The following is a 19,310-nucleotide window of genomic DNA, read 5'->3' as shown; positions in this document are numbered from 1 at the left end:
GAGCACCAGCTAGAGAGCCCATCTCGACGGATTACTGTAGAGCAATCCAGCAGTAATAAATCCGGCCTGAGGTTTTTGAGCCTGGAGCGGCACCTCATTAGAGCCTGTAAATCCAATTGTGTAACCGCCCACGAATAAGTAACTTTTTCAAAAGGATACCTTCGTGGGTAAGCAAATGGACCAAGACAAACTCAAAGCACTGGCCGCTGAGCTGGCAAAAGACATCAAATCTGAAAAAGATCTCGGCACCCTCACCCAACAGCTGATCAAGCTCACCGTCGAGACCGCGCTCAATGCCGAGATGGACGAGCATCTGGGCTACGAGAAACACGCCCCATAAGGCCGCGGGACCGGCAACAATCGCAATGGCTATTCCACCAAGCGCCTACAAGGACAGCACGGCGAGGTCACCATCCAGGCGCCTCGTGACCGTAACTCGTCCTTCGAACCCCAATTCGTTCGCAGGGGCCAGTCCCGCCTGACCCAGATGGATGACCAGATCCTCGCCCTTTATGCCAAGGGCTTGAGCACGCGGGATATCGTGGACGCGTTCAAAGAGATGTATGACGCTGACATCTCGGCGGGGCTGGTATCGAAGGTGACCGAACGTGTCATCGAACAAGTCCACGAATGGCAAAACCGGCCGCTGGATCCGCTCTATCCCATCGTCTATCTGGACTGCATTGTGCTGAAGATCCGCGCGAACCAGCGGGTGATCAACAAGTCGCTCTATCTGGCACTGGGCATCAATATGGAAGGGCACAAGGAGCTGTTGGGCCTGTGGCTGGCCGAGACCGAAGGGGCAAAGTTCTGGCTATCGGTCCTGACCGAGCTGAAGAACCGCGGCCTGGAAGACATCCTGATCGCGTGTGTGGATGGTCTCAAGGGCTTCCCTGATGCGATTGCCGTGGAGTATCCCCAGACTAAGGTGCAACTGTGTATCGTCCACATGGTCCGCAACTCGTTGCGCTATGTCTCCTGGAAGGACTACAAGGCGGTGACGGCGGATCTGAAACAGATATACCACTCTGCGACGGAACGTGAGGCTCAGCAGGCACTGGCGACCTTCGGCGAGCGCTGGGATAGCCAGTACCCGCAGATAGCGCGCTCCTGGCAGAGTAACTGGGACAATCTGATTACGCTGTTTGATTATCCCCCCGCCATCCGGAAGGTGATCTACACCACCAATGCGATCGAGTCACTGAACAGCGTGCTGCGCAAAGCGACCAAGCAAAGGAAGCTGTTCCCGACCGATGAGTCGGCGCTCAAAGTGGCGTTTCTCGCGATACAGCAGGCCTCCAAGAAATGGACCATGCCAATCCAGAATTGGAAGCCTGCCCTGAATCGCTTTATTATCGAGTTCGGTGACCGCCTGAACGGTCACCTGTAATGGAGTGGGCAGTTACACAGAATTATTTACAGGCTCCGGATCGCTTCGTAAGATGCTGTCTGTATGAAACCATTTAATCCATTTTGGATTATGAAAAATTAAATATTGACGCCATGATGCGTACCATCTGGCATATGGACGAATAAACTCAGCCGACAGTCTTGGCTCTCCACTGACCTTTTGAGCGACAACAAACCATCGAGAACATCGGTATCTATTGTAGGAACATCACCCGTCCCGAGATTTGAAAGCAGTTTGGTCACACTGAGACGTACCAGTTGCTCTTCGGCAAGAGCCTTGGCTCTCTGGACAACCTCGGGTGATTCGGATGAAATCATATCCTCCAATGTCCTCCCCATACGGTGCTCCTACTAAAAACAGAATTAAAGGCCCACGCCGAGCTGGCATGGGCTCTCAGCACTAGATCAAAAATTCTTCCAATGCTCGACCACTCGCCACCGCTTCTGCGATGGCCTTAGGCATGCGACCCTGGCCAGTCCAGGTCTTTTCCAAACCATCCTCGGTGTACTTGTATTTTGCAGGACGAGGCGCACGTTTTGTTTTGGCTGAACCCTCAGCCTTCGCCGGAGCCGCAGTACCAACCAGCTCACTCGGATCGATGCCAGCCTCTTTCAGCATCTCGGTAAACTCAGCCAGCTTTTGCAGGCGCTCGGCAGACTCCTCCCTCAATTTAGTTTCTTGCTGCTCACGCTCAGCAAAAATTTCCTCGAATTTCTCTCTGATTTCGACCAGCTGCTCAAAAGAAAGCTCGCGCAATGCAGCTCGCAGACTACGGATATTCAACAAAGTTTTCAAAAAATCGTTCATTTTTATCCTCATGTATCACATTTTTATATCAGTGAAATTATCTCTCAACCCCAGCATTAGCACCACTGTTTTTGGCACCAAGATGATTCGAAAAAATAGCATAATTTAAAAATCTTGAGCTAAATTGCGTTTGGGGCTGCTTAGTGGTCTAGCTCCAATCTGCTATGAAACTATGTAGCCAAAAATTAAATCTAGGTGGTAGTGAGCGTTGAGACCACCTCACCAGATGAGCCGATGAACGATCTTGATCGGCTCACGAAATGAGCCGATTGGACAATATCATTGGCTCACAGAATGAGCCGATGATAGGAAATAGTTCTCTCCACACAAACTAGGGTATGGGAGCATATCATTCATATTATTTCCCTATTAGAATAATCACGCCCAAATGTGTCTGGGTTTGCAGCCTCATAGTCATCGTCACACATATGATCCCCGCGATGCATCTCCCTCATTGTTGCGAGTATACCGAAAAAACACATTTCACACAGATGCACCAGATAACGCTCACCATCGTGACGGGAACCATAGCCAAAATCCGCCGATAACGAGCCGTATTGATTGGTTCCAAAATTCGTTTTTGTACTACGACCACAGACATCACAGAGAATGTCAACGACCTGTTCTGTTGGCACAATTTCTTTTACGAGCATGCTACGCTCCTAATCTGATGAAAATAGGAATTATAATACGCGTACTGACTATATATGGTGCAACCTGTTTTTGGTTACTTTTTGGTATCCATGCGAATAAGGGTTTTCACCTCAACAACAGTGGCTCCGATAGGAACACCTATCGAACTCAATAACTCGCCATTTTCAGTTCTGGTAACCTCGGGATCCCCCTTGTACCAACACCATTCTCGGCCAGTTTTTGTGTCGGCTGCCTCTAAGATGCCACAACGATAATCAAAATTGATGGTCACTGAATGTTCTCTCAGCTAGCTTGTTTGGTTATATCATAGTCAATATATGAGAATTCAAGTCTCATAAAGACCCCAGATAGAATTATGCCTAGAGATTCACAAAAAAGTTGATACCACCCGTTTGGGGCTCTTTAGCCTTTGCATCCAGTACCTCCTCCAATATAGTCCTCAGAACCATCGCCACCGCAGTGAAGAACAGATAGGATAGGTCACAAAGCATTCATTGCACATCAGAGGAGAAATCACTATGTCCTATGCTGTTTACCGTCCAAGTACGGCTGTGACCTCTTCCAATACTATATTTACCTCTCTTGGCATACCGAGCGACCCACTGGGGGCTCACCTATGGATCGTTGCTGGCGTTGCGCCTAGCATCATTCATCGGCTTGCTGAGTTGGTTAAGGTTGATGTTGGCATGATCTGCTGCCTAACGGGCATTAGCCGAAGCATAATTGCCCGCAAACTCAGGACTCAGACCTCCTTGTCAACATCCCAGGGCGCAAGGGTATATGGGGTAGTCCTTGTCCTTGATGCAGTGCTCTCCCTTCACCAGAACGATAGCGTTAGGGCATTTTCATGGCTAAACCGCGCAGCCTGGGGCTTAGGTGGCATAGCTCCAGCCGAGCTATTGAAGACACAAATGGGGGTTCAGGCCGTTGTCGATCTGGTGGGACGGATTAGGCATGGGGTTTGCGTATAAGCAATAAGTCGGGGGCTGTGAGAATAAAACCATCTAGATTGGTTAAACTTCCACCAAACAGAATTATTTTCAAACTTTTTCACATCCCCCCACTTGAAAAATTCGGAAAACTGTCCATTTACTAATTATGAGAGCTATAAATTAATTTTTTCCATTTCAACATTCCGCTGCTGCGCAGCGAAGAGAAACCAGTTTTACTACCCCCTATAAATTATTTTTATTAAATCAATGAAATTTGAAGAACTCTGATAAATTAAATTTCATTAACTTAGCTTAAGACATCAATGCTTCATCACTTAGTAATAAATTTGATTCCTATATACAGAAAACAGAAAACAGAAATGTAACCTCAGTTAAGATGTGGTTATATTCGCCCTGTAGGGCGGAAAATTAAAAAAGTATTTTGCAAAAATGAGAGCTCTATCTATACAAGCTCCTCTCTGCTATCATTTTCCGCCCATGAACAAATCGCATACTGGCGTGACTGTAACGCCGCCTTAACCCCTCCCTCTGCGGCTCCTGCCGCTTGACTCTGGTTGTCACAACCGGAGCGCTTTTTTACACCCATTAGATCCCACTACAACAATCTGATCCTGCCCGAACTCCATCTGACCTCCCAGTCGGTGGATGCGTTGCGCTATGGATCCTAAACAAGCGAGAAAATCCCCCCATGCTGGAACGTGCAAGACAAGAATGGTTCTCCAACATCCGTGGTGACCTGTTAGCCGGAATCGTGGTCGCCCTGGCGCTGATCCCAGAAGCCATCGCCTTCTCCATCATCGCTGGAGTAGACCCCAAAGTCGGACTCTATGCCTCCTTCTGTATCGCCGTGGTCATAGCTTTTGTCGGCGGTCGTCCAGGCATGATCTCGGCAGCCACAGGCGCTATGGCGCTCTTGATGGTGACCCTGGTCAAAGAGCACGGCCTGCAATATCTGCTTGCAGCGACTCTGCTCACTGGGGTACTCCAGATCGCGGCGGGTTACCTGAAACTGGGCAGCCTGATGCGGTTTGTCTCCCGTTCCGTGGTCACCGGCTTCGTCAATGCGCTGGCGATCCTCATCTTTATGGCCCAGCTACCGGAGCTGACCAATGTCACCTGGCAGGTCTACGCCATGACGGCGGCGGGCCTTGGCATCATCTATCTGTTCCCGCTTATTCCGGTGGTTGGCAAGCTAGTGCCTTCTCCGCTGCTCTGCATCGTCATCCTGACGGCAGTCGCCATCACAATGGGGATCGATATCCGCACTGTAGGCGATATGGGCGAGCTGCCCGATACCCTGCCCATCTTCCTGTGGCCCGAAGTGCCGCTCAATCTGGAGACGCTGGCGATTATCTTCCCCTACTCTGCGGGCCTAGCTGTGGTCGGTCTGCTCGAATCCATGATGACGGCAGCCATTGTCGATGACCTGACAGATACCAGCAGCGACCGCAATCGCGAGTGCAAGGGCCAGGGGATCGCCAACATAGGCGCGGGTCTGATGGGAGGCATGGCGGGCTGCGCCATGATTGGTCAATCCATCATCAACATCAAGTCCGGTGGCCGTGGCCGCCTCTCGGCCTTTGCTGCGGGCGTGATCCTGATACTGATGGTGGTATTCATGGATGAATGGCTCCGCCAGATCCCAATGGCAGCACTGGTGGCCGTGATGATCATGGTCTCTATCGGTACGTTCTCCTGGGATTCACTGCGCAATCTCAAAAAGCACCCGCTCTCCACCAATATCGTGATGGTAGCCACGGTTATCGTAGTTGTGGCTACTCATAACCTGGCACTCGGGGTATTTGTCGGGGTACTTCTGGCTTCCCTATTCTTCGCCAACAAGGTTGCCCGCTTCATGCTGGTCAAGAGCGACAGCGAGCGCCATGGTGAGGTGCGCACCTATCAGGTACGGGGCCAGGTGTTCTTCGCCAGTGCCGAGCAGTTCTTTGCCGGATTTGATTTCAAGGAGGTGGTAGAGAAAGTGGTGATCGACCTCACCCATGCCCACTTCTGGGACATCACCGCCGTCACCGCACTGGACAAGGTGGTCATCAAGTTCCGCCGTGAGGGCACCGACGTGGAGCTGATTGGTTTGAACGAGGCGAGCGCCACTATCGTTGACCGCTTTGGTGTGCACGACAAACCGGAAGAAGTTGAAAAGCTGCTGGCTGGACACTGATCACAAGAAGGAATTTATCATGACAAACATTTTTGCCTGCATCGATGGCTCCCCAGCCATGTCAGCCGTGTGTGATGCAGCGGCATGGGCCTCTACCAACACTGGGTTACCTGTCACCCTGTTGCACGTATTGGAAAAGAACGAGTTTGAAGGACAAGCCGACCTCTCCGGCAATATCGGCTTGGGCAGTCGTGAGCATTTGCTCAAGGAACTCGCCGAGCTGGATCACCAACGCAGCCGTCTCGCCCATGAACAGGGACGGATGCTGCTCAATAGCGGCAAGGAGTATCTTGCTGACTTGGGTATGACAGCGGTCGAGCTCCTGCAACGCCACGGCCAGCTGGTAGAGACGACCCAGGAGCTCGCATCCGGTATGCGGATGTTGATCATGGGCAAGCAGGGCACGACCCATGCCCACGATCTGATTGGCAGCAATATCGAGAGCGTCATCCGTACCCTGGCTAATCCCATCATGGTGGTGCAGCCTAGCTTTCAGGCCCCAAGCCGCTTCCTGTTTGCCTATGACGCGAGCCCGACTGCCAAGAAGGTGCTGGAGTTGATTGCAAGCAGTCCGTTGCTCAAGGGGCTGGAGTGTGACTTGGTGATGGTTAGCGAACCGAGTGACGAGCACGAACGCCAGCTGGCACAGGCCAAGCAGGTGTTGAAAAATGCGGGCATCAGGGTTGAAACAATGCCGCTGCAAGGAGAGGTGGTGTCAGTGGTTTGCCAGCATGCCGCCGACATGGGGTGCAACCTTATCGTGATGGGGGCTTACGGTCACTCGCGGATCAGGCAGTTCATTGTGGGAAGTACGACAACTGGTATATTGAAAACAACTGAGTCATCGGTACTTCTGCTGCGGTGACGTGATGAACTGTTTATGGGGAGTTATACGTAAAGGGAGCATTCAGCTCCTTTTTTAGTTATCGTCAAAAAGACGGGGCGAGCGCCCCGTATAAATTTCATGTGCACGGGATATATTACGTAGCCAAAACATGTTACTACGCAAACTAACAATAGCCTATTCCGATTATGATACAAGTACTATTTTACCAAAATGTGCATGAACTTTTTATGGAATAGACACAGGTCATAGGTCCGTTGAATGTAGGCAAGATAAATCGCCAATACCATGTCGCTAAAAGCGCAATGTAAGGCACTATGAGTAAGATCTGGGAGAGCTTCGTGCAAATGTTCCAACAAGTCGTCCAGTGGTTGAGAGTGTCGTCAGCTGAACTCCACTACGTCCCACCCCATCAGGCAGACGAGCACATCTGGGTTGGTTGCCCCATCGGCTTGTCAGCGGTGGTGGTTCGAGAGCGCTGTTTAGCGACGGTTTTGATGTTCAATCCGTATCTATCGGTAATTTTGAGCGTCAACTCTTTCAACGCTTGGCACTTGGCTCGAAGTCTCGGTGTTGTGAGGTTGAGCCATTAGGACTGCGGCTAACAAAGCTCGCCCATACTGAGTATATAAACAATATTGCTGGGACTGAAAACCTAGTTAAGAAGATTCATGATATCTAATTGCAAAAACTCATAGTGAATGATAAAAATCATTATTGATAAGATAAAAGCAATGTTCATTACTGATTAGGTTTATACTAGTGTAAAAATACAAAGTCATGCATGGGAGGCGCGTATGAGAAAACTTAGTAAAAATAGCATGGTTTTATCATGGGGTGCATTAATTATTAGCCTATTGATAGTTGCAACTCAAATGCTTATTTTTTTACAAGTAGGCGCTAACCCTCATGATTTATATATTCTATTTATGTTCAATTCTGTATTTTTGATCGCTCTTTTCGGTTACTTGGCATACAACAGATATCATCTCCATTATTATGTTATGAACAATCAATTTACGGGCTTGCCAGGTAGATTCGCGTTAATAGAAAAACTGGAGAAAGGATTACAAAATCGTATCCATGGAGTGGTGCAAGATAGTTTGGCTGTAGTCTGCATTGAGAACTTACAAGATGTCTCTAATACATTCGGTTTCGAAGCCGCAGATCAACTTATTGTGGACGTATGGCAACGTATTTCTAGGGAATTCCACCCAAGCGCTCAAGTGTACCACTATCAACGAGAACGTCTGGCAATTATTTTCTATGATGAGAACAAAAATTTACAAAATCAAGTCAAAAAGCTTGATAAGGCTCTTGAGGCATCCTTCGAACATCGCTTAGTGCCGATATATTTTTCTACGAAGATAGGTATTGTAAATCTCCATGGAAATAATGCTTTAAGCATTATAAATAATGCTGAGACAGCAATTGAGTTTGCTAGGGCAAGAGAGAAAAGTTCTGAAATATACGATTCTTCAATGGCGATTGACCGATATCGTGCTATGAAGATATTGGGCTCGGTTTGCAAAGCTATGAAAAGCGGAGCCCTCATGTTAAATTATCAACCAAAAATTTCATCGTATGACTTTACTGTTTCTGGCTTTGAAGCACTAGCAAGGTGGAACGATCCTGACTTGGGCAATATTTCTCCTAGTGAATTTATTCCATTAATTGAAAAAACTGATCTCATTCAACATTTTTCTCGCTGGGCTATAAAGCAAGCAATCACAGATTTTTCATCTTATTTTCATGTGAGTGGGGAGCAAATAAATATCGCTGTTAATATATCTAGTCATAATTTATCTGACCCTGACTTCCCACATTGGATACAAAGTTTATTAAAGTCGTATGACTTTCCATCAAGCTGCTTAGAATTAGAGTTAACTGAAAGTGATATTATGAAGCAGCCTGAACTTGCTATCAGAGTTCTAAAGGAGTTGAGTGACATCCCCATAGTTATTTCAATCGATGATTTTGGAACGGGATATTCTTCCTTGTCATATCTTAACCGGCTTCCAATAACGAAAATAAAAATAGATCAACAATTTACAAGGAAGTTAACTACTGATGAAAAGACGACACATATTGTCAGTCATACTATAGCTCTGGCTCATGCGTTGAATATGCAAGTGATTGCTGAGGGTGTTGAAACGGAACATCAACTGCATATATTGAAATCACTGGGTTGTGATAATGTACAAGGCTTTTTATTCTCTCCTGCAATTCCTCTCTTGGAAGCAATTAAGTGGAAAATAGAACCTCTCGACAAAGAGGGTGATTTAAGCCAAGTTAATTAAACAATGCAGGTCATTATTACATTAATTTCTTAAATTTTCTCATCTATGTGTCACTAAACACCTAGATGAGGAAAAAGCAATAATGGAGTTTCCCATGGAGATAGAGCAGTTAGAAGTCCTAAATTTTATAAGCAGGCATCCTCCCTTCAATGATTTACCAGAAGTTGAGTTGAGGAAGATAGCAAAAAATATAGAAGTAGCTTATTACAAAAAAGACACAGACATTCTTAAATATGGCAGCCCCATTCACGATCTATATATGATTAGAAGTGGGGTAGTAGAGGTGTATCGACGTAATGGGGAGTTGTATAATCGTATAGATGAGGGGCGATTATTTGGACAGATGGGAATTTTAATGAATAATCGAGTTCGCATGCCAGCGAAAGCGATTGAAGATAGTTTGATATATTGTATACCAGAAAGTATTTTCAATGAGTTGTGTGAGCGGTTTGAATTCTTTGCTGACTTTATGGAACTAGAGAATGGCTCAGGATTACAAAGGCTCGCCTCAAGTCATTCGGAGGGTAATGACTTCACAACAGTGAAGGCCCGAGATATTTTAACTAGAGGCCATGTCACAATAAATGCGACCTCGACAATTCAAGAAGCTGCACAACTAATGGCGAAAGAGAACGTGACAGCTGTGCTTGTAGTTCAATCATCTGATGGAAATAATAGTGATGAAGACGACCAACTTCTGGGCATCTTAACAGATCGAGATCTATGCATTCGAGTTTTAGCAGAAGGTGTGGATTCAAATATTATGGTGAGTCAAGTAATGAGTAATAGCGTAGTTTCTCTAAATTATAACTCCTATGTGTTTGAAGCTATACTGACAATGCTACGCTATAATGTACATCATCTTCCAATAATAAAAGATAAAAAGCCTATTGGTATAATTGGAATGACGGATATCATCCGTTATGAATCTCAAAATAGCCTACTTTTAGTAAGTTCAATATTCAAACAAACAAATGTTGAAGAGCTCAGAGCTGTATCAGAGCAGGTAAAAAACTGCTTTGTTCGCATGGTGAGAGAAGATGCAAATGCGCATATGATTGGACGCGCAATGTCGGTTATTGGTAGTAGCTTTAAACAGCGGCTTGCAGAGTTAGCTGAACAACAATTCGGCCCACCGCCAATTCCTTATTGTCTTGTAGCTATGGGTTCAATGGCCCGAGATGAGCAATTAATTGTAACCGATCAGGATAACGCTCTAATCCTTGATAATAGTTATAGTCCAGAGGTACACGGAGAGTATTTCTTCAATTTATCAAAATTTATATGTGATGGGTTGGCTGCTTGCGGATACGAGTATTGTACTGGGGGGATTATGGCAACTAATCCTGAATGGCGTAAAACAAAATCTGAATGGGAGGAATGCTTTGCACAATGGATAGATAACCCAACACCGGAAAGATTATTAAATAGCAGCATATTCTTTGATATACTAGGAGTCTATGGTCGCTTAAAATGGGCAGAGCAATTAAATAGCTTCATAGTGAGAAGAGCTAAGAAAAACAATCATTTCCTCGCCTGCATGGCCTATAATGCAATCCAGAGAACTCCACCACTTGGTTTCTTCAAAGATTTTGTTATGGAGAAAGACGGGAAATATCGAAACTCCATAAACCTTAAAAGGCGTGGCACAGCACCACTTGCAGACTTGATAAGGGTTCATTCACTAGCGATAGGCTCACATGCTCAAAATTCTTTTGATCGCCTAGAAGATATAAATAGTGCAGGTATCCTACCAAAAGGTAGAGGTAGTGACCTAAGAGATGCAATGGAACTCATCTATATGGTTCGAATTCGTCACCAAGCATTGTATATAGAGAATGGTCATGAACCTAACAACAATATAAAACCTGAAAACATGTCTGATTTTGAAAGGCGTAATTTGAAAGCTGCATTTCAAATATTAAGCGGCGCTCAAAACTTCATCAAGTTTCGTTATCAGAGAAGTGGTAAGTGATTATGTTTAAAAATAAAATAAAGAAAAATAGTCTTGTTTGTGATCCACATGCTCCTGACTGGGCTGATTTATTCAAGACATTATCTGAACAAGCAATAGATGATATGCTAAGGCGCTATTATTCCGTGCCGATGGTTAAAGCTGACACCCCTTTGGAGGATACTCCCTTTGTGTCGGTTGATTTTGAAACAACAGGCTTAAATTCAAATGATGATCTCATTCTAACAATTGGCCTTGTACCATTTACAATAGATCGTATTCGATGTGCAGGTTCTGCACACTGGATTGTAAATCCAAATAGAGCATTGAATAGTGAGTCAGTAGTTATCCATGGGATTACCGACTCTGATGTTATTCATGCGCCTCAAATAAGTCAGGTCTTAGGTGACTTTCTTGATGCTATCGCGGGTAAAATAGTACTCGTACATTATAAAAACATTGAGCGAACGTTCTTAAATGCAGCGATAACCCGCTGTATTGGTGAAGGAATTAAGTTTCCCGTAGTCGATACATTAGATATCGAATATGCATTACAAATTCGTGAGTGTCGTGGTTTTTTCAATAGACTCATAGGTAAAAAACCAGGATCTGTAAGACTGGGGGATGTTAGAAAACGGTATGGACTTCCAATGTACCCACCTCATCATGCGTTAACTGACGCTCTTGCAACAGCTGAGCTTTTCCAAGCACAAGTGCAGCATCATTTCTGTCGTACCACACTCATTTCAGATTTATGGCAATAATGTTTCGTTATTAATTTATAATGGAGGTGCTGAATATGAAAAGACGTTACATGCATTGACTTTATATCGACGTTTAATTATGCTGCAAAATGTTACATTTTTTACGGATTAGCTTTATTAAAAAGGAGATCACCTTGGATAATGAAAATAATGGCGGAATTCCGCGTCCTGATGGAAAGGTCAATGCGATAGACACTGACTATCAAATAGGCCAGGATAATATTGCATTGAAAGTCGGCCCTTTTGGACTTGATATTCATAACCGAGTTTTTTTAATATCCGGCATGATGATTGTTCTATTTGTTGTCATGACGTTATTATTTAGGCAACAAGTAGAGCCTTTTTTTTCTGGTTTGAGGTCATGGTTGGTTTCAAATCTTGATTGGTTCTTCTTAGCATCAGGTAATATATTTGTTATTGTCTGCTTGGGGTTGATTGTCACACCATTAGGCAGAGTTAGAATTGGTGGTACAGAAGCCAAACCTGATTATTCATATGCTGGATGGTTGGCGATGTTATTCGCTGCTGGTATGGGGATTGGGTTAGTTTTCTTTGGTGTTTCCGAACCGATGTCTCATTTCAGTTCAGCTTTAGGTGGAACGACCATTGAGAATGGTGTTCGTACTGACTGGTCGCCTTTAGGCGGGGCACAAGGAGATACATCTGCTGCCTCTGCACTCGGTATGGCTGCAACAATCTATCATTGGGCTCTTCACCCGTGGTCGATATATGCGTTGTTGGCACTAGGTCTAGCCATATTCTCTTTCAACAAGGGCTTGCCTCTCACAATGCGGTCCATATTCTATCCGCTCTTTGGTGAACGTATTTGGGGTTGGACAGGACACATTATTGATATATTAGCGGTTGTAGCTACAGTATTTGGACTAGCGACATCGCTTGGATACGGAGCATCTCAAGCTGCAACAGGTCTCAATTTCCTGTTCGATATTCCAATGACAACTACTTCTCAGGTCGTGATTATTGCTATTATTACTGCTCTAGCATTAATATCTGTAGTAGCTGGCTTAGATAGTGGCGTAAAACGTCTTTCAGAAATAAATATGATACTCGCAGCATTATTACTACTATTTGTTATTGTTGTGGGCCCGACCTATTTTATAGTTACTAGTTTCTTTGAAAATATTGTATCGTATGTTTCGAATATCCCGGCACTATCTGTTCCATTTTCCCGTGAGGATGTAAATTATTCTCAGGGATGGACTGCCTTCTATTGGGCATGGTGGATATCTTGGTCTCCATTCGTTGGTATGTTTATTGCGCGAGTATCTCGTGGCCGAACTGTTCGCGAGTTTATTATATGCGTAATATTAATTCCCTCAACTGTATGTATATTGTGGATGACTGCATTCGGGGGAACAGCAATAAGTCAATATATCAATAATGGATACCAGGCGGTATCTAATGCTGAGCTGCCACTTAAACTATTCGCTATGCTCGATGCAATGCCGTTCTCTCAAATAACTTCCGTGTTAGGAATTGTATTAGTTGTAGTGTTTTTTATCACATCATCTGATTCAGGATCTTTAGTGATAGATGCCATTGCGGCAGGGGGTAAAGTTGATGCTCCAACACCTCAGCGCGTATTTTGGTGTATATTTGAAGGGCTGGTTGCGATAGCATTAATGTTGGGGGGAGGATTGGCTGCGGCGCAAGCTATGGCTGTAACAACAGGATTTCCATTTACTATTGTCTTGTTAGTTGCAACGGTATCTCTTATAAAAGGCTTGATTGACGAGCCGAGACCGAAAAGAAAATAATAATAAGACCTATGACTATTTAAAAGCGGCATGCGTTTGCATGCCGCTCTCATTTATTTTAGTAAATGTGCATTCTGATCACATTGGAAGCCATGATTATCGGTCATGTGGTGCATTTATAATATTCATTATGCGCATAAGAGTGAGGTGTTTATAATCGCGCCATCTGATCCAGATAGTTTTATTAGAGGTGTTGATTTATGTTTAGTGCTTTGGTTATTAATAAGCAAGATGGTCGCACTGTTGCATCGATTGAGCAATTAGATGAATCTCAGTTGCCGGAAGGTGAAGTTTTAGTTGCTGTTGAATACTCTTCACTAAATTATAAAGATGGTTTAGCTATAACAGGAAAAGGAAAAATAATAAAAGACTTTCCCATGGTTCCTGGTGTTGATTTATCAGGTACAGTCATTAGTTCTCAAGATGTACGATATAAGGTCGGTGATAAAATCGTATCAACGGGTTGGGGCGTTGGTGAAAACCACTGGGGAGGGATGTCTCAGCTTGCAAGATTGAAAGCTGACTGGTTAGTGCCTCTACCCATTGGTTTAAGCAGTAAGCAAACGATGATGATTGGCACTGCTGGTTTTACCGCAATGTTATGTGTTCAGGCTCTTATCGATGCAAGCATAAATCCAGACGCTGGTGAGGTTTTGGTTACGGGGGCAAGCGGAGGAGTTGGCTCTATAGCCGTTACTTTATTATCGAAGCTTGGATACAGAGTGGTCGCGGTTACAGGGCGTCTAGAACAGAACAAGACTTTGCTGGAAGGACTAGGTGCAAGCCGAGTTATAGATCGAAGCGTGCTTGAAGAACCATCTCGTCCGCTTGAAAAGCAGTATTGGGCTGGAGCGGTTGATACAGTTGGGAATCATGTACTAGCAAAGGTCTTAGCACAGATGAATTACAATGGCGTTGTGGCCGCATGTGGCCTTGCGGGGGGCTTTTCTTTGCCAACTACTGTAATGCCATTTATTCTCCGCAATGTACGCCTTCAAGGCATTGACTCTGTAATGTGTCCAATTGAAAAACGTATTGCTGCATGGGAGAAACTAGCAGCATTATTGCCCAATGAGTTTTTCCAACAGGCTTGTACTGAAATTGACTTTCAACAAGTGCCAGAGTTTGCCGAGAATATAACGAATGGTCAAGTAACAGGCCGTGTAGTGATAAAAGTATAAGGTGTTGATATTAGTCATAAAGCCGGACAGTTGTCCGGCTTTATTTTATATGAGTATCATATCGATAATTCTTTTTGCAATTAGATGTCCACATTCTTCTTTGACGATAGATCTCAACCATTCCTGAGAAGCGGAGTGCTCAGAGCGAGGATGCCAAATCATAGAGTAATCGAATGGCGTGAACTTAAATGGCAGTTTTTTTACAACCAGGTCATAACGCTCGGACACAAGATAAGCTAGATCAGCTGGTACAGTAATAATAAGAGGCATGGTATCGATGATCGCTAGTGCTGCCTCAAGATGATAGGCCCGTATTACCATCCTCGGTTGTGGCAGATCAACTAAAGCTTGTTCAATTAGCTCTTTAACACCATCACTTATGGCGATCATTGCATGAGGATAGTGTAGATAGTCGTCTAAAGTCATTCCCCTATCAGCTAAAGGATGTTTTTTGGAGAGTAAACAAAGCACACCAACTTGACCTAAAATCTCGCATTGCAATGGTTCAATAGGCCCCATGGGGCGACATATCGCTAGATCTGCTCCATCATATATAAGTTGCTCAGTCAGTCTATTATGCTGTAGCGATAAGAAATTGAATGATACTTGTGGGGCCTCTCGATAAATTCTGGGCAAGGCAAATGGTAAAATTGTCTGCATTGCATAATCTGTAGTTGCGATAGTAAAGTTTTGGGTGCAATGTTTCGGATCAAATATGGATGGTGACAATAGTTTACATATTTCATCTATGGAGGATTGAGATGCCTTACTGACCTCCAATGCCTTTTCTGTTGGTAATAGATACTGACCTTGCCGAGTAAATAATGGATCTCCAAGCATGTCTCGTAATCTACCAAGGATCCTACTTACACCTGACTGAGTTAAATTTAAGCGTATAGCCGCTTTGCTTACACTATTTTCCTCAATGAGGACTCGCAATGCTACTAATAAATTTATGTCTTGACGATAAAGATCTTCCAGTTTCACATTAAACCACCCAACCTGTTGAAACATCCAATTCAAAGAAGAAATTGTCAATGAGCATGATCTGTTTGGCTAATCGAAACTAAAGCCCATATTCCTTTTTAAGAGCCAAGTACTCTTCTGTCTTTTGTACGTAGCTAAATGATGATACGAAGTTTTTATAGAATTTTATAGGAACAGACTTGTTGAAAGCAAAGCATGTCGGTATATTTGCTAGTGTAATAATGCTCTTCACTCCATCAACTTTATATCTTACGCCTTTATTTACATAGTTAAAGACTGACTCGTTGTATGCTATCATATCAGTCCGATTTTTTAGTAGTTGTTTAATGAGTTGTTCACCCTGTGAAACTTGATATAGATTTTCCGTGGGAACGTTATAATTTAATAAGATCTGTTCTCCTGCATCCGCCTTTATAACACCTATCTTGTATTTGTGTAAGTCCTTTAAGCTTTCAATATATATGTCTTTATTAGAGAGTAAGGAAATCTTTGATGTTGTGATTGCACAAGCCCAGTTGAAAAGAGACTCTCTATTTTTTGTTTTAGCAGTAGAAAACAGCACGGCATTAGGACGTTGTGTTGCAAAATACCACGAATCAGCCCAAGATAAAAAGTGAATCTTTGGCTCTTGATATCCCATCCTTTTCATGATTAAGAACAAGGTTTCTACAGCAAATCCTGTCGGTTTGCCATCCGCACCTATGCCATTTAGCGGCAAGTGTTGCTCAGAGTAGAAAACAATATCGTTGTTATCAACTTTATCTAAGGATGAAAAAGATTGTAGAAGTAATAACAGTCCAAGCATTCTCTTTTCTCCCTACGATATAACTCATAAATATTAATTATAGCAGAGTGTTCGATACTAAATTAAAAATATTTAAGAACAGGTCTAAGGATTTGAAATGACACAGTCACGGCCTGATTCTTTTGCTTTATACAATGCTTCATCTGCACGCTCTTTAGCTTCTTGAAGATGGTCTGACTTCTTCAATTCTGTTATGCCAATCGAAACCGTAAGAATAGTTTTGTTATGGTGATCTTTAATTGCTTTACTACTAACTGTTTGGCGAAGTCTATCCATGACTTTGACTGCCAGGCTGATATCAGTATCTGGAAGTAAAACAAGAAATTCTTCACCGCCATAACGATAAACTTGATCGCGTAATCGGAGGCTATCTTCCATACGATTTGCTATAGTTTGTAGAGCTATATCGCCAAAAGCATGTCCATATGTATCGTTAACATTTTTAAAGTGATCTGCATCGACCATTGCGATACACAGTGGTTTTCCCGTTTTCTTAAATCGCTCAGCGGCACATTCTAGATCGCGCTCCATGGCTGAGCGATTAAGTAATCCAGTGAGAGTATCCACATCAGACAAAGATGCATGCACTCCAGCATAAAATCGGTCAACTAAAATATCAATCTTACGCATGTGAGATAGTAATTTTACAAATATCCTATGTGTTAGCTTCCCTTTTTCCACAGCAGAAAATGCCTCAGGGATATCATTAAGAAGCGCATTTACCCTTTCATTCATACTTATATATAGAGGGTGGTTTGATATTGAGCCAGGAATGTCTTCACCTATGGATTGTGAAATATTGATGTCACTCATAATGCTATCTTCGCTTTCATCTTGGCGAGATAATTTGGAGAATTGAAGTCGATAAAACAATGCTAATCTTGCTGCTCGATGACGTAATAACGCAGTCCTAAAGTTTGCACTAAGTTGTTGTAACTCATCGAGTTCCTCTTCCCGTGTAATTGGTTTTTCATTTTGGGCAACTTCATCCATGTTCATCAACCCTCAAAATATTAATCTGTAATGGTATACATCGTCTTATGCACAATATATCTCAGTATAGGTATTTCTACAGCTTTTTTATTCATAGTGGGGGGAGGGAAGAGCAGATTGGGGCCTTGGTGACATTGGCTCTGACCTGCTTTATCTTACGGCGTAGGGGGTTGGGTAGCGTCGGCTGTACCTCGTTATCCGCCCCCTCTCCAAGCTGACTTTGGCCGTGACGACAGCATGGGTCTGATGTTCACATCCATATGGAGCTTTCGCCATATTTGGCGTTTCTCCTTGCGGTACTTACATAGACCTTGAGACCGTGGAATCAATGACCAGGTTAGCCACCGAGCCTTGACTGAAAAATTGGTAGTTGATGAAACCTTCAGGGCTTGCAACTGTTGCTTAAACAAGCCCTTGAATATCAGGATGGGTATCAATGGTAGTATCACTTCAGTGGAAGCCTCGCCCTCGGCGACCATTGTGGATGTGAGAATACTACCTCATAATGGCTGGCTCGACAGCTTGCTTGGTTGCAAAGGGAGTTCTCGATTACTTCCTCACCAAGCCAACTGATGGCGCTTTAGTGAACGCGCAGGAGCTGGCTGACCATCAGGAAGGATGGTGGAAGGGCAGGCCGTTACAGCATGTTGAATAGGCTCTGAAATTGATACCAAAGGAAGGGCGCACGAAAGTAGCGTAAACAAGACACCGGTTTGAGGCCGGTGTCAGGTAATAACTAGATCTGTACAGTCAGAGGGGCGCGATCAGTGCCCCTCTGATGAATGAGGGCAGCTAACAATCGCCGTCTGTCAGCTGAATAGTGGGCAAGTTTTGACGCTATGCCCACCGTGTAGAATTTTTTAAATTGCCGTTAGTCAACGGCAGGATGCCAGTATAATAAAATACTTTTATTTTAATATTCCTGCGTACATACAATCCGTTGTTCATCATTTTTTTAGTTTTTAGACCGAACTGTGATCGGTATTTACTATCCAAACTTACCGTTAGTTTTATTTTTTAACAATGATACAGTTTTTGCTCTGTAACTAGGAGGTAGTTTTTTTTCTAGGTCGGATTGTTTAAATCCAATAACCTCAGTTATCAGGTAGGTAATGGGTTTCAATCCCTGGAAAATATTCTTAGCTTCCTCAATGTTTAATTTTGTTTTTCTGTGAGATCTGATAATTTCATCACACAACGGACTTAGCATGTCGACCAGTGTCCCATCCTTACGTATAAGGTGGAAATTTAATGAATTATCTTTATCTGATGTCGAGGGGAGGTGGTTTATTTTTATCGGATCAGCGATAACGCCTATGAACTCACCTATACGTCTATTTTGAATAAACCCAAATTCATCGCGATATTTTTCATCATCGGAAACTGATCTTTTTATAACGGGGTAACCACCCCAAAACCCTCTGGCATGATTCGCGAGATAGGAATTTTTAACGTCATTTTGTTGCTGTTTAGCCCATTCGGTAAATTTTATCACTTCATCCTGTGTTAGACTTGAAATGAGTGAGTAATCAGAATCTATATCAACAGTGCCAAGGTGCTCATGTTTGGATTTATATATTGACCTAATGGTTCCGTCCTTGAGCTCTAAATTTTCTTGAATGCTGATTGTTGTACTGAATGTGATTGTTTTTAAATTTGAATTCAATCTTGCTATTGCCATATAACTAACCTCATAATTT

The 19,310-nt window shown here is 43.7% G+C and carries 15 protein-coding genes and 1 pseudogene; 9 read left to right on the top strand and 7 right to left on the bottom strand.

The features are described 5' to 3' along the window. The first annotated feature begins 175 nt into the window (after window positions 1-175). A pseudogene (locus tag GWQ27_RS01550) lies at window positions 176-1,390 on the top strand (IS256 family transposase). Window positions 1,391-1,488: 98 nt separating this feature from the next. Here the strand turns inward: GWQ27_RS01550 and GWQ27_RS01545 are convergent. From GWQ27_RS01545 to GWQ27_RS01535, 3 genes are all read right to left on the bottom strand, one after another. Continuing rightward, window positions 1,489-1,728: a hypothetical protein gene (locus GWQ27_RS01545; RefSeq protein WP_275906518.1), complete on the bottom strand. Its 240-nt coding sequence runs from the start codon at window positions 1,726-1,728 to the stop codon at window positions 1,489-1,491. 82 nt (window positions 1,729-1,810) lie between these two features. Next, window positions 1,811-2,218 (bottom strand): H-NS family nucleoid-associated regulatory protein, encoded by a 408-nt coding sequence (locus tag GWQ27_RS01540; protein WP_275906517.1) that lies wholly within the window; start codon window positions 2,216-2,218, stop codon window positions 1,811-1,813. A 353-nt stretch (window positions 2,219-2,571) separates the two neighbouring features. After that, entirely contained in the window at window positions 2,572-2,871 is a 300-nt protein-coding gene (locus GWQ27_RS01535; RefSeq protein WP_275906516.1) for a hypothetical protein, read from the bottom strand. A gap of 519 nt (window positions 2,872-3,390) precedes the next feature. Between GWQ27_RS01535 and GWQ27_RS01530 the strand changes: the two genes are divergently transcribed. The 8 genes from GWQ27_RS01530 to GWQ27_RS01495 all read left to right on the top strand — a co-directional run bounded on the left by GWQ27_RS01530 (window position 3,391) and on the right by GWQ27_RS01495 (window position 14,825). Continuing rightward, a complete protein-coding gene (locus tag GWQ27_RS01530) occupies window positions 3,391-3,843 on the top strand; it encodes an antitoxin Xre/MbcA/ParS toxin-binding domain-containing protein (RefSeq protein WP_275906515.1) in 453 nt (150 codons plus the stop codon). A 670-nt stretch (window positions 3,844-4,513) separates the two neighbouring features. Further along, window positions 4,514-6,004, top strand: a complete 1,491-nt coding sequence (locus GWQ27_RS01525) for a SulP family inorganic anion transporter (protein ID WP_275906514.1) — start codon at window positions 4,514-4,516, stop codon at window positions 6,002-6,004. A gap of 19 nt (window positions 6,005-6,023) precedes the next feature. Then, on the top strand, window positions 6,024-6,869 hold the full coding sequence (locus GWQ27_RS01520; RefSeq protein WP_275906513.1) for a universal stress protein: 846 nt from the start codon (window positions 6,024-6,026) through the stop codon (window positions 6,867-6,869). Window positions 6,870-7,645: 776 nt separating this feature from the next. Continuing rightward, window positions 7,646-9,148, top strand: coding sequence for a GGDEF domain-containing phosphodiesterase (locus GWQ27_RS01515; protein ID WP_275906512.1), 1,503 nt, complete (start codon window positions 7,646-7,648; stop codon window positions 9,146-9,148). Window positions 9,149-9,242: 94 nt separating this feature from the next. Next, on the top strand, window positions 9,243-11,123 hold the full coding sequence (locus GWQ27_RS01510; RefSeq protein ID WP_234664258.1) for a DUF294 nucleotidyltransferase-like domain-containing protein: 1,881 nt from the start codon (window positions 9,243-9,245) through the stop codon (window positions 11,121-11,123). A gap of 2 nt (window positions 11,124-11,125) precedes the next feature. After that, window positions 11,126-11,866 carry a 3'-5' exonuclease gene (locus GWQ27_RS01505; protein ID WP_275906511.1) on the top strand — a complete coding sequence of 247 codons (741 nt, stop codon included), beginning with the start codon at window positions 11,126-11,128 and terminating at the stop codon, window positions 11,864-11,866. 134 nt (window positions 11,867-12,000) lie between these two features. Beyond that, window positions 12,001-13,644, top strand: a complete 1,644-nt coding sequence (locus tag GWQ27_RS01500; RefSeq protein WP_275906510.1) for a BCCT family transporter — start codon at window positions 12,001-12,003, stop codon at window positions 13,642-13,644. A gap of 200 nt (window positions 13,645-13,844) precedes the next feature. Further along, on the top strand, window positions 13,845-14,825 hold the full coding sequence (locus GWQ27_RS01495; protein WP_234579886.1) for an MDR family oxidoreductase: 981 nt from the start codon (window positions 13,845-13,847) through the stop codon (window positions 14,823-14,825). A gap of 45 nt (window positions 14,826-14,870) precedes the next feature. Here the strand turns inward: GWQ27_RS01495 and GWQ27_RS01490 are convergent, their stop codons facing one another. The 4 genes from GWQ27_RS01490 to GWQ27_RS01475 all read right to left on the bottom strand — a co-directional run bounded on the left by GWQ27_RS01490 (window position 14,871) and on the right by GWQ27_RS01475 (window position 19,291). Next, on the bottom strand, window positions 14,871-15,812 hold the full coding sequence (locus tag GWQ27_RS01490; protein ID WP_265433025.1) for a LysR family transcriptional regulator: 942 nt from the start codon (window positions 15,810-15,812) through the stop codon (window positions 14,871-14,873). A gap of 79 nt (window positions 15,813-15,891) precedes the next feature. Beyond that, complete coding sequence (locus GWQ27_RS01485) at window positions 15,892-16,617, bottom strand: transporter substrate-binding domain-containing protein (protein WP_265433024.1); 726 nt, start codon at window positions 16,615-16,617, stop codon at window positions 15,892-15,894. 84 nt (window positions 16,618-16,701) lie between these two features. Then, window positions 16,702-17,610, bottom strand: a complete 909-nt coding sequence (locus GWQ27_RS01480; RefSeq protein ID WP_275906509.1) for a GGDEF domain-containing protein — start codon at window positions 17,608-17,610, stop codon at window positions 16,702-16,704. A 988-nt stretch (window positions 17,611-18,598) separates the two neighbouring features. After that, window positions 18,599-19,291 (bottom strand): hypothetical protein, encoded by a 693-nt coding sequence (locus tag GWQ27_RS01475; protein ID WP_275906508.1) that lies wholly within the window; start codon window positions 19,289-19,291, stop codon window positions 18,599-18,601. Window positions 19,292-19,310 lie beyond the last annotated feature (19 nt).

This window comes from Aeromonas sp. 5HA1 (assembly GCF_029237245.1).
In the GTDB taxonomy this organism is placed as follows: Bacteria; Pseudomonadota; Gammaproteobacteria; order Enterobacterales; family Aeromonadaceae; genus Aeromonas; species Aeromonas salmonicida.
The sequence above is the reverse complement of the archived record's forward strand: the minus strand, read 5'-3'. Positions and strand labels throughout refer to the sequence as shown.

Coding starts and splice junctions, on each gene's coding strand:
- GWQ27_RS01530 (WP_275906515.1), top strand. CDS start 3,391: ATGTCCTATGCTGTTTACCGTCCAAGTACGGCTGTGACCTCTTCCAAT.
- GWQ27_RS01540 (WP_275906517.1), bottom strand. CDS start 2,218: ATGAACGATTTTTTGAAAACTTTGTTGAATATCCGTAGTCTGCGAGCT.
- GWQ27_RS01520 (WP_275906513.1), top strand. CDS start 6,024: ATGACAAACATTTTTGCCTGCATCGATGGCTCCCCAGCCATGTCAGCC.
- GWQ27_RS01510 (WP_234664258.1), top strand. CDS start 9,243: ATGGAGATAGAGCAGTTAGAAGTCCTAAATTTTATAAGCAGGCATCCT.
- GWQ27_RS01545 (WP_275906518.1), bottom strand. CDS start 1,728: ATGATTTCATCCGAATCACCCGAGGTTGTCCAGAGAGCCAAGGCTCTT.
- GWQ27_RS01515 (WP_275906512.1), top strand. CDS start 7,646: ATGAGAAAACTTAGTAAAAATAGCATGGTTTTATCATGGGGTGCATTA.
- GWQ27_RS01525 (WP_275906514.1), top strand. CDS start 4,514: ATGCTGGAACGTGCAAGACAAGAATGGTTCTCCAACATCCGTGGTGAC.
- GWQ27_RS01475 (WP_275906508.1), bottom strand. CDS start 19,291: ATGGCAATAGCAAGATTGAATTCAAATTTAAAAACAATCACATTCAGT.
- GWQ27_RS01495 (WP_234579886.1), top strand. CDS start 13,845: ATGTTTAGTGCTTTGGTTATTAATAAGCAAGATGGTCGCACTGTTGCA.
- GWQ27_RS01535 (WP_275906516.1), bottom strand. CDS start 2,871: ATGCTCGTAAAAGAAATTGTGCCAACAGAACAGGTCGTTGACATTCTC.
- GWQ27_RS01485 (WP_265433024.1), bottom strand. CDS start 16,617: ATGCTTGGACTGTTATTACTTCTACAATCTTTTTCATCCTTAGATAAA.
- GWQ27_RS01505 (WP_275906511.1), top strand. CDS start 11,126: ATGTTTAAAAATAAAATAAAGAAAAATAGTCTTGTTTGTGATCCACAT.
- GWQ27_RS01480 (WP_275906509.1), bottom strand. CDS start 17,610: ATGGATGAAGTTGCCCAAAATGAAAAACCAATTACACGGGAAGAGGAA.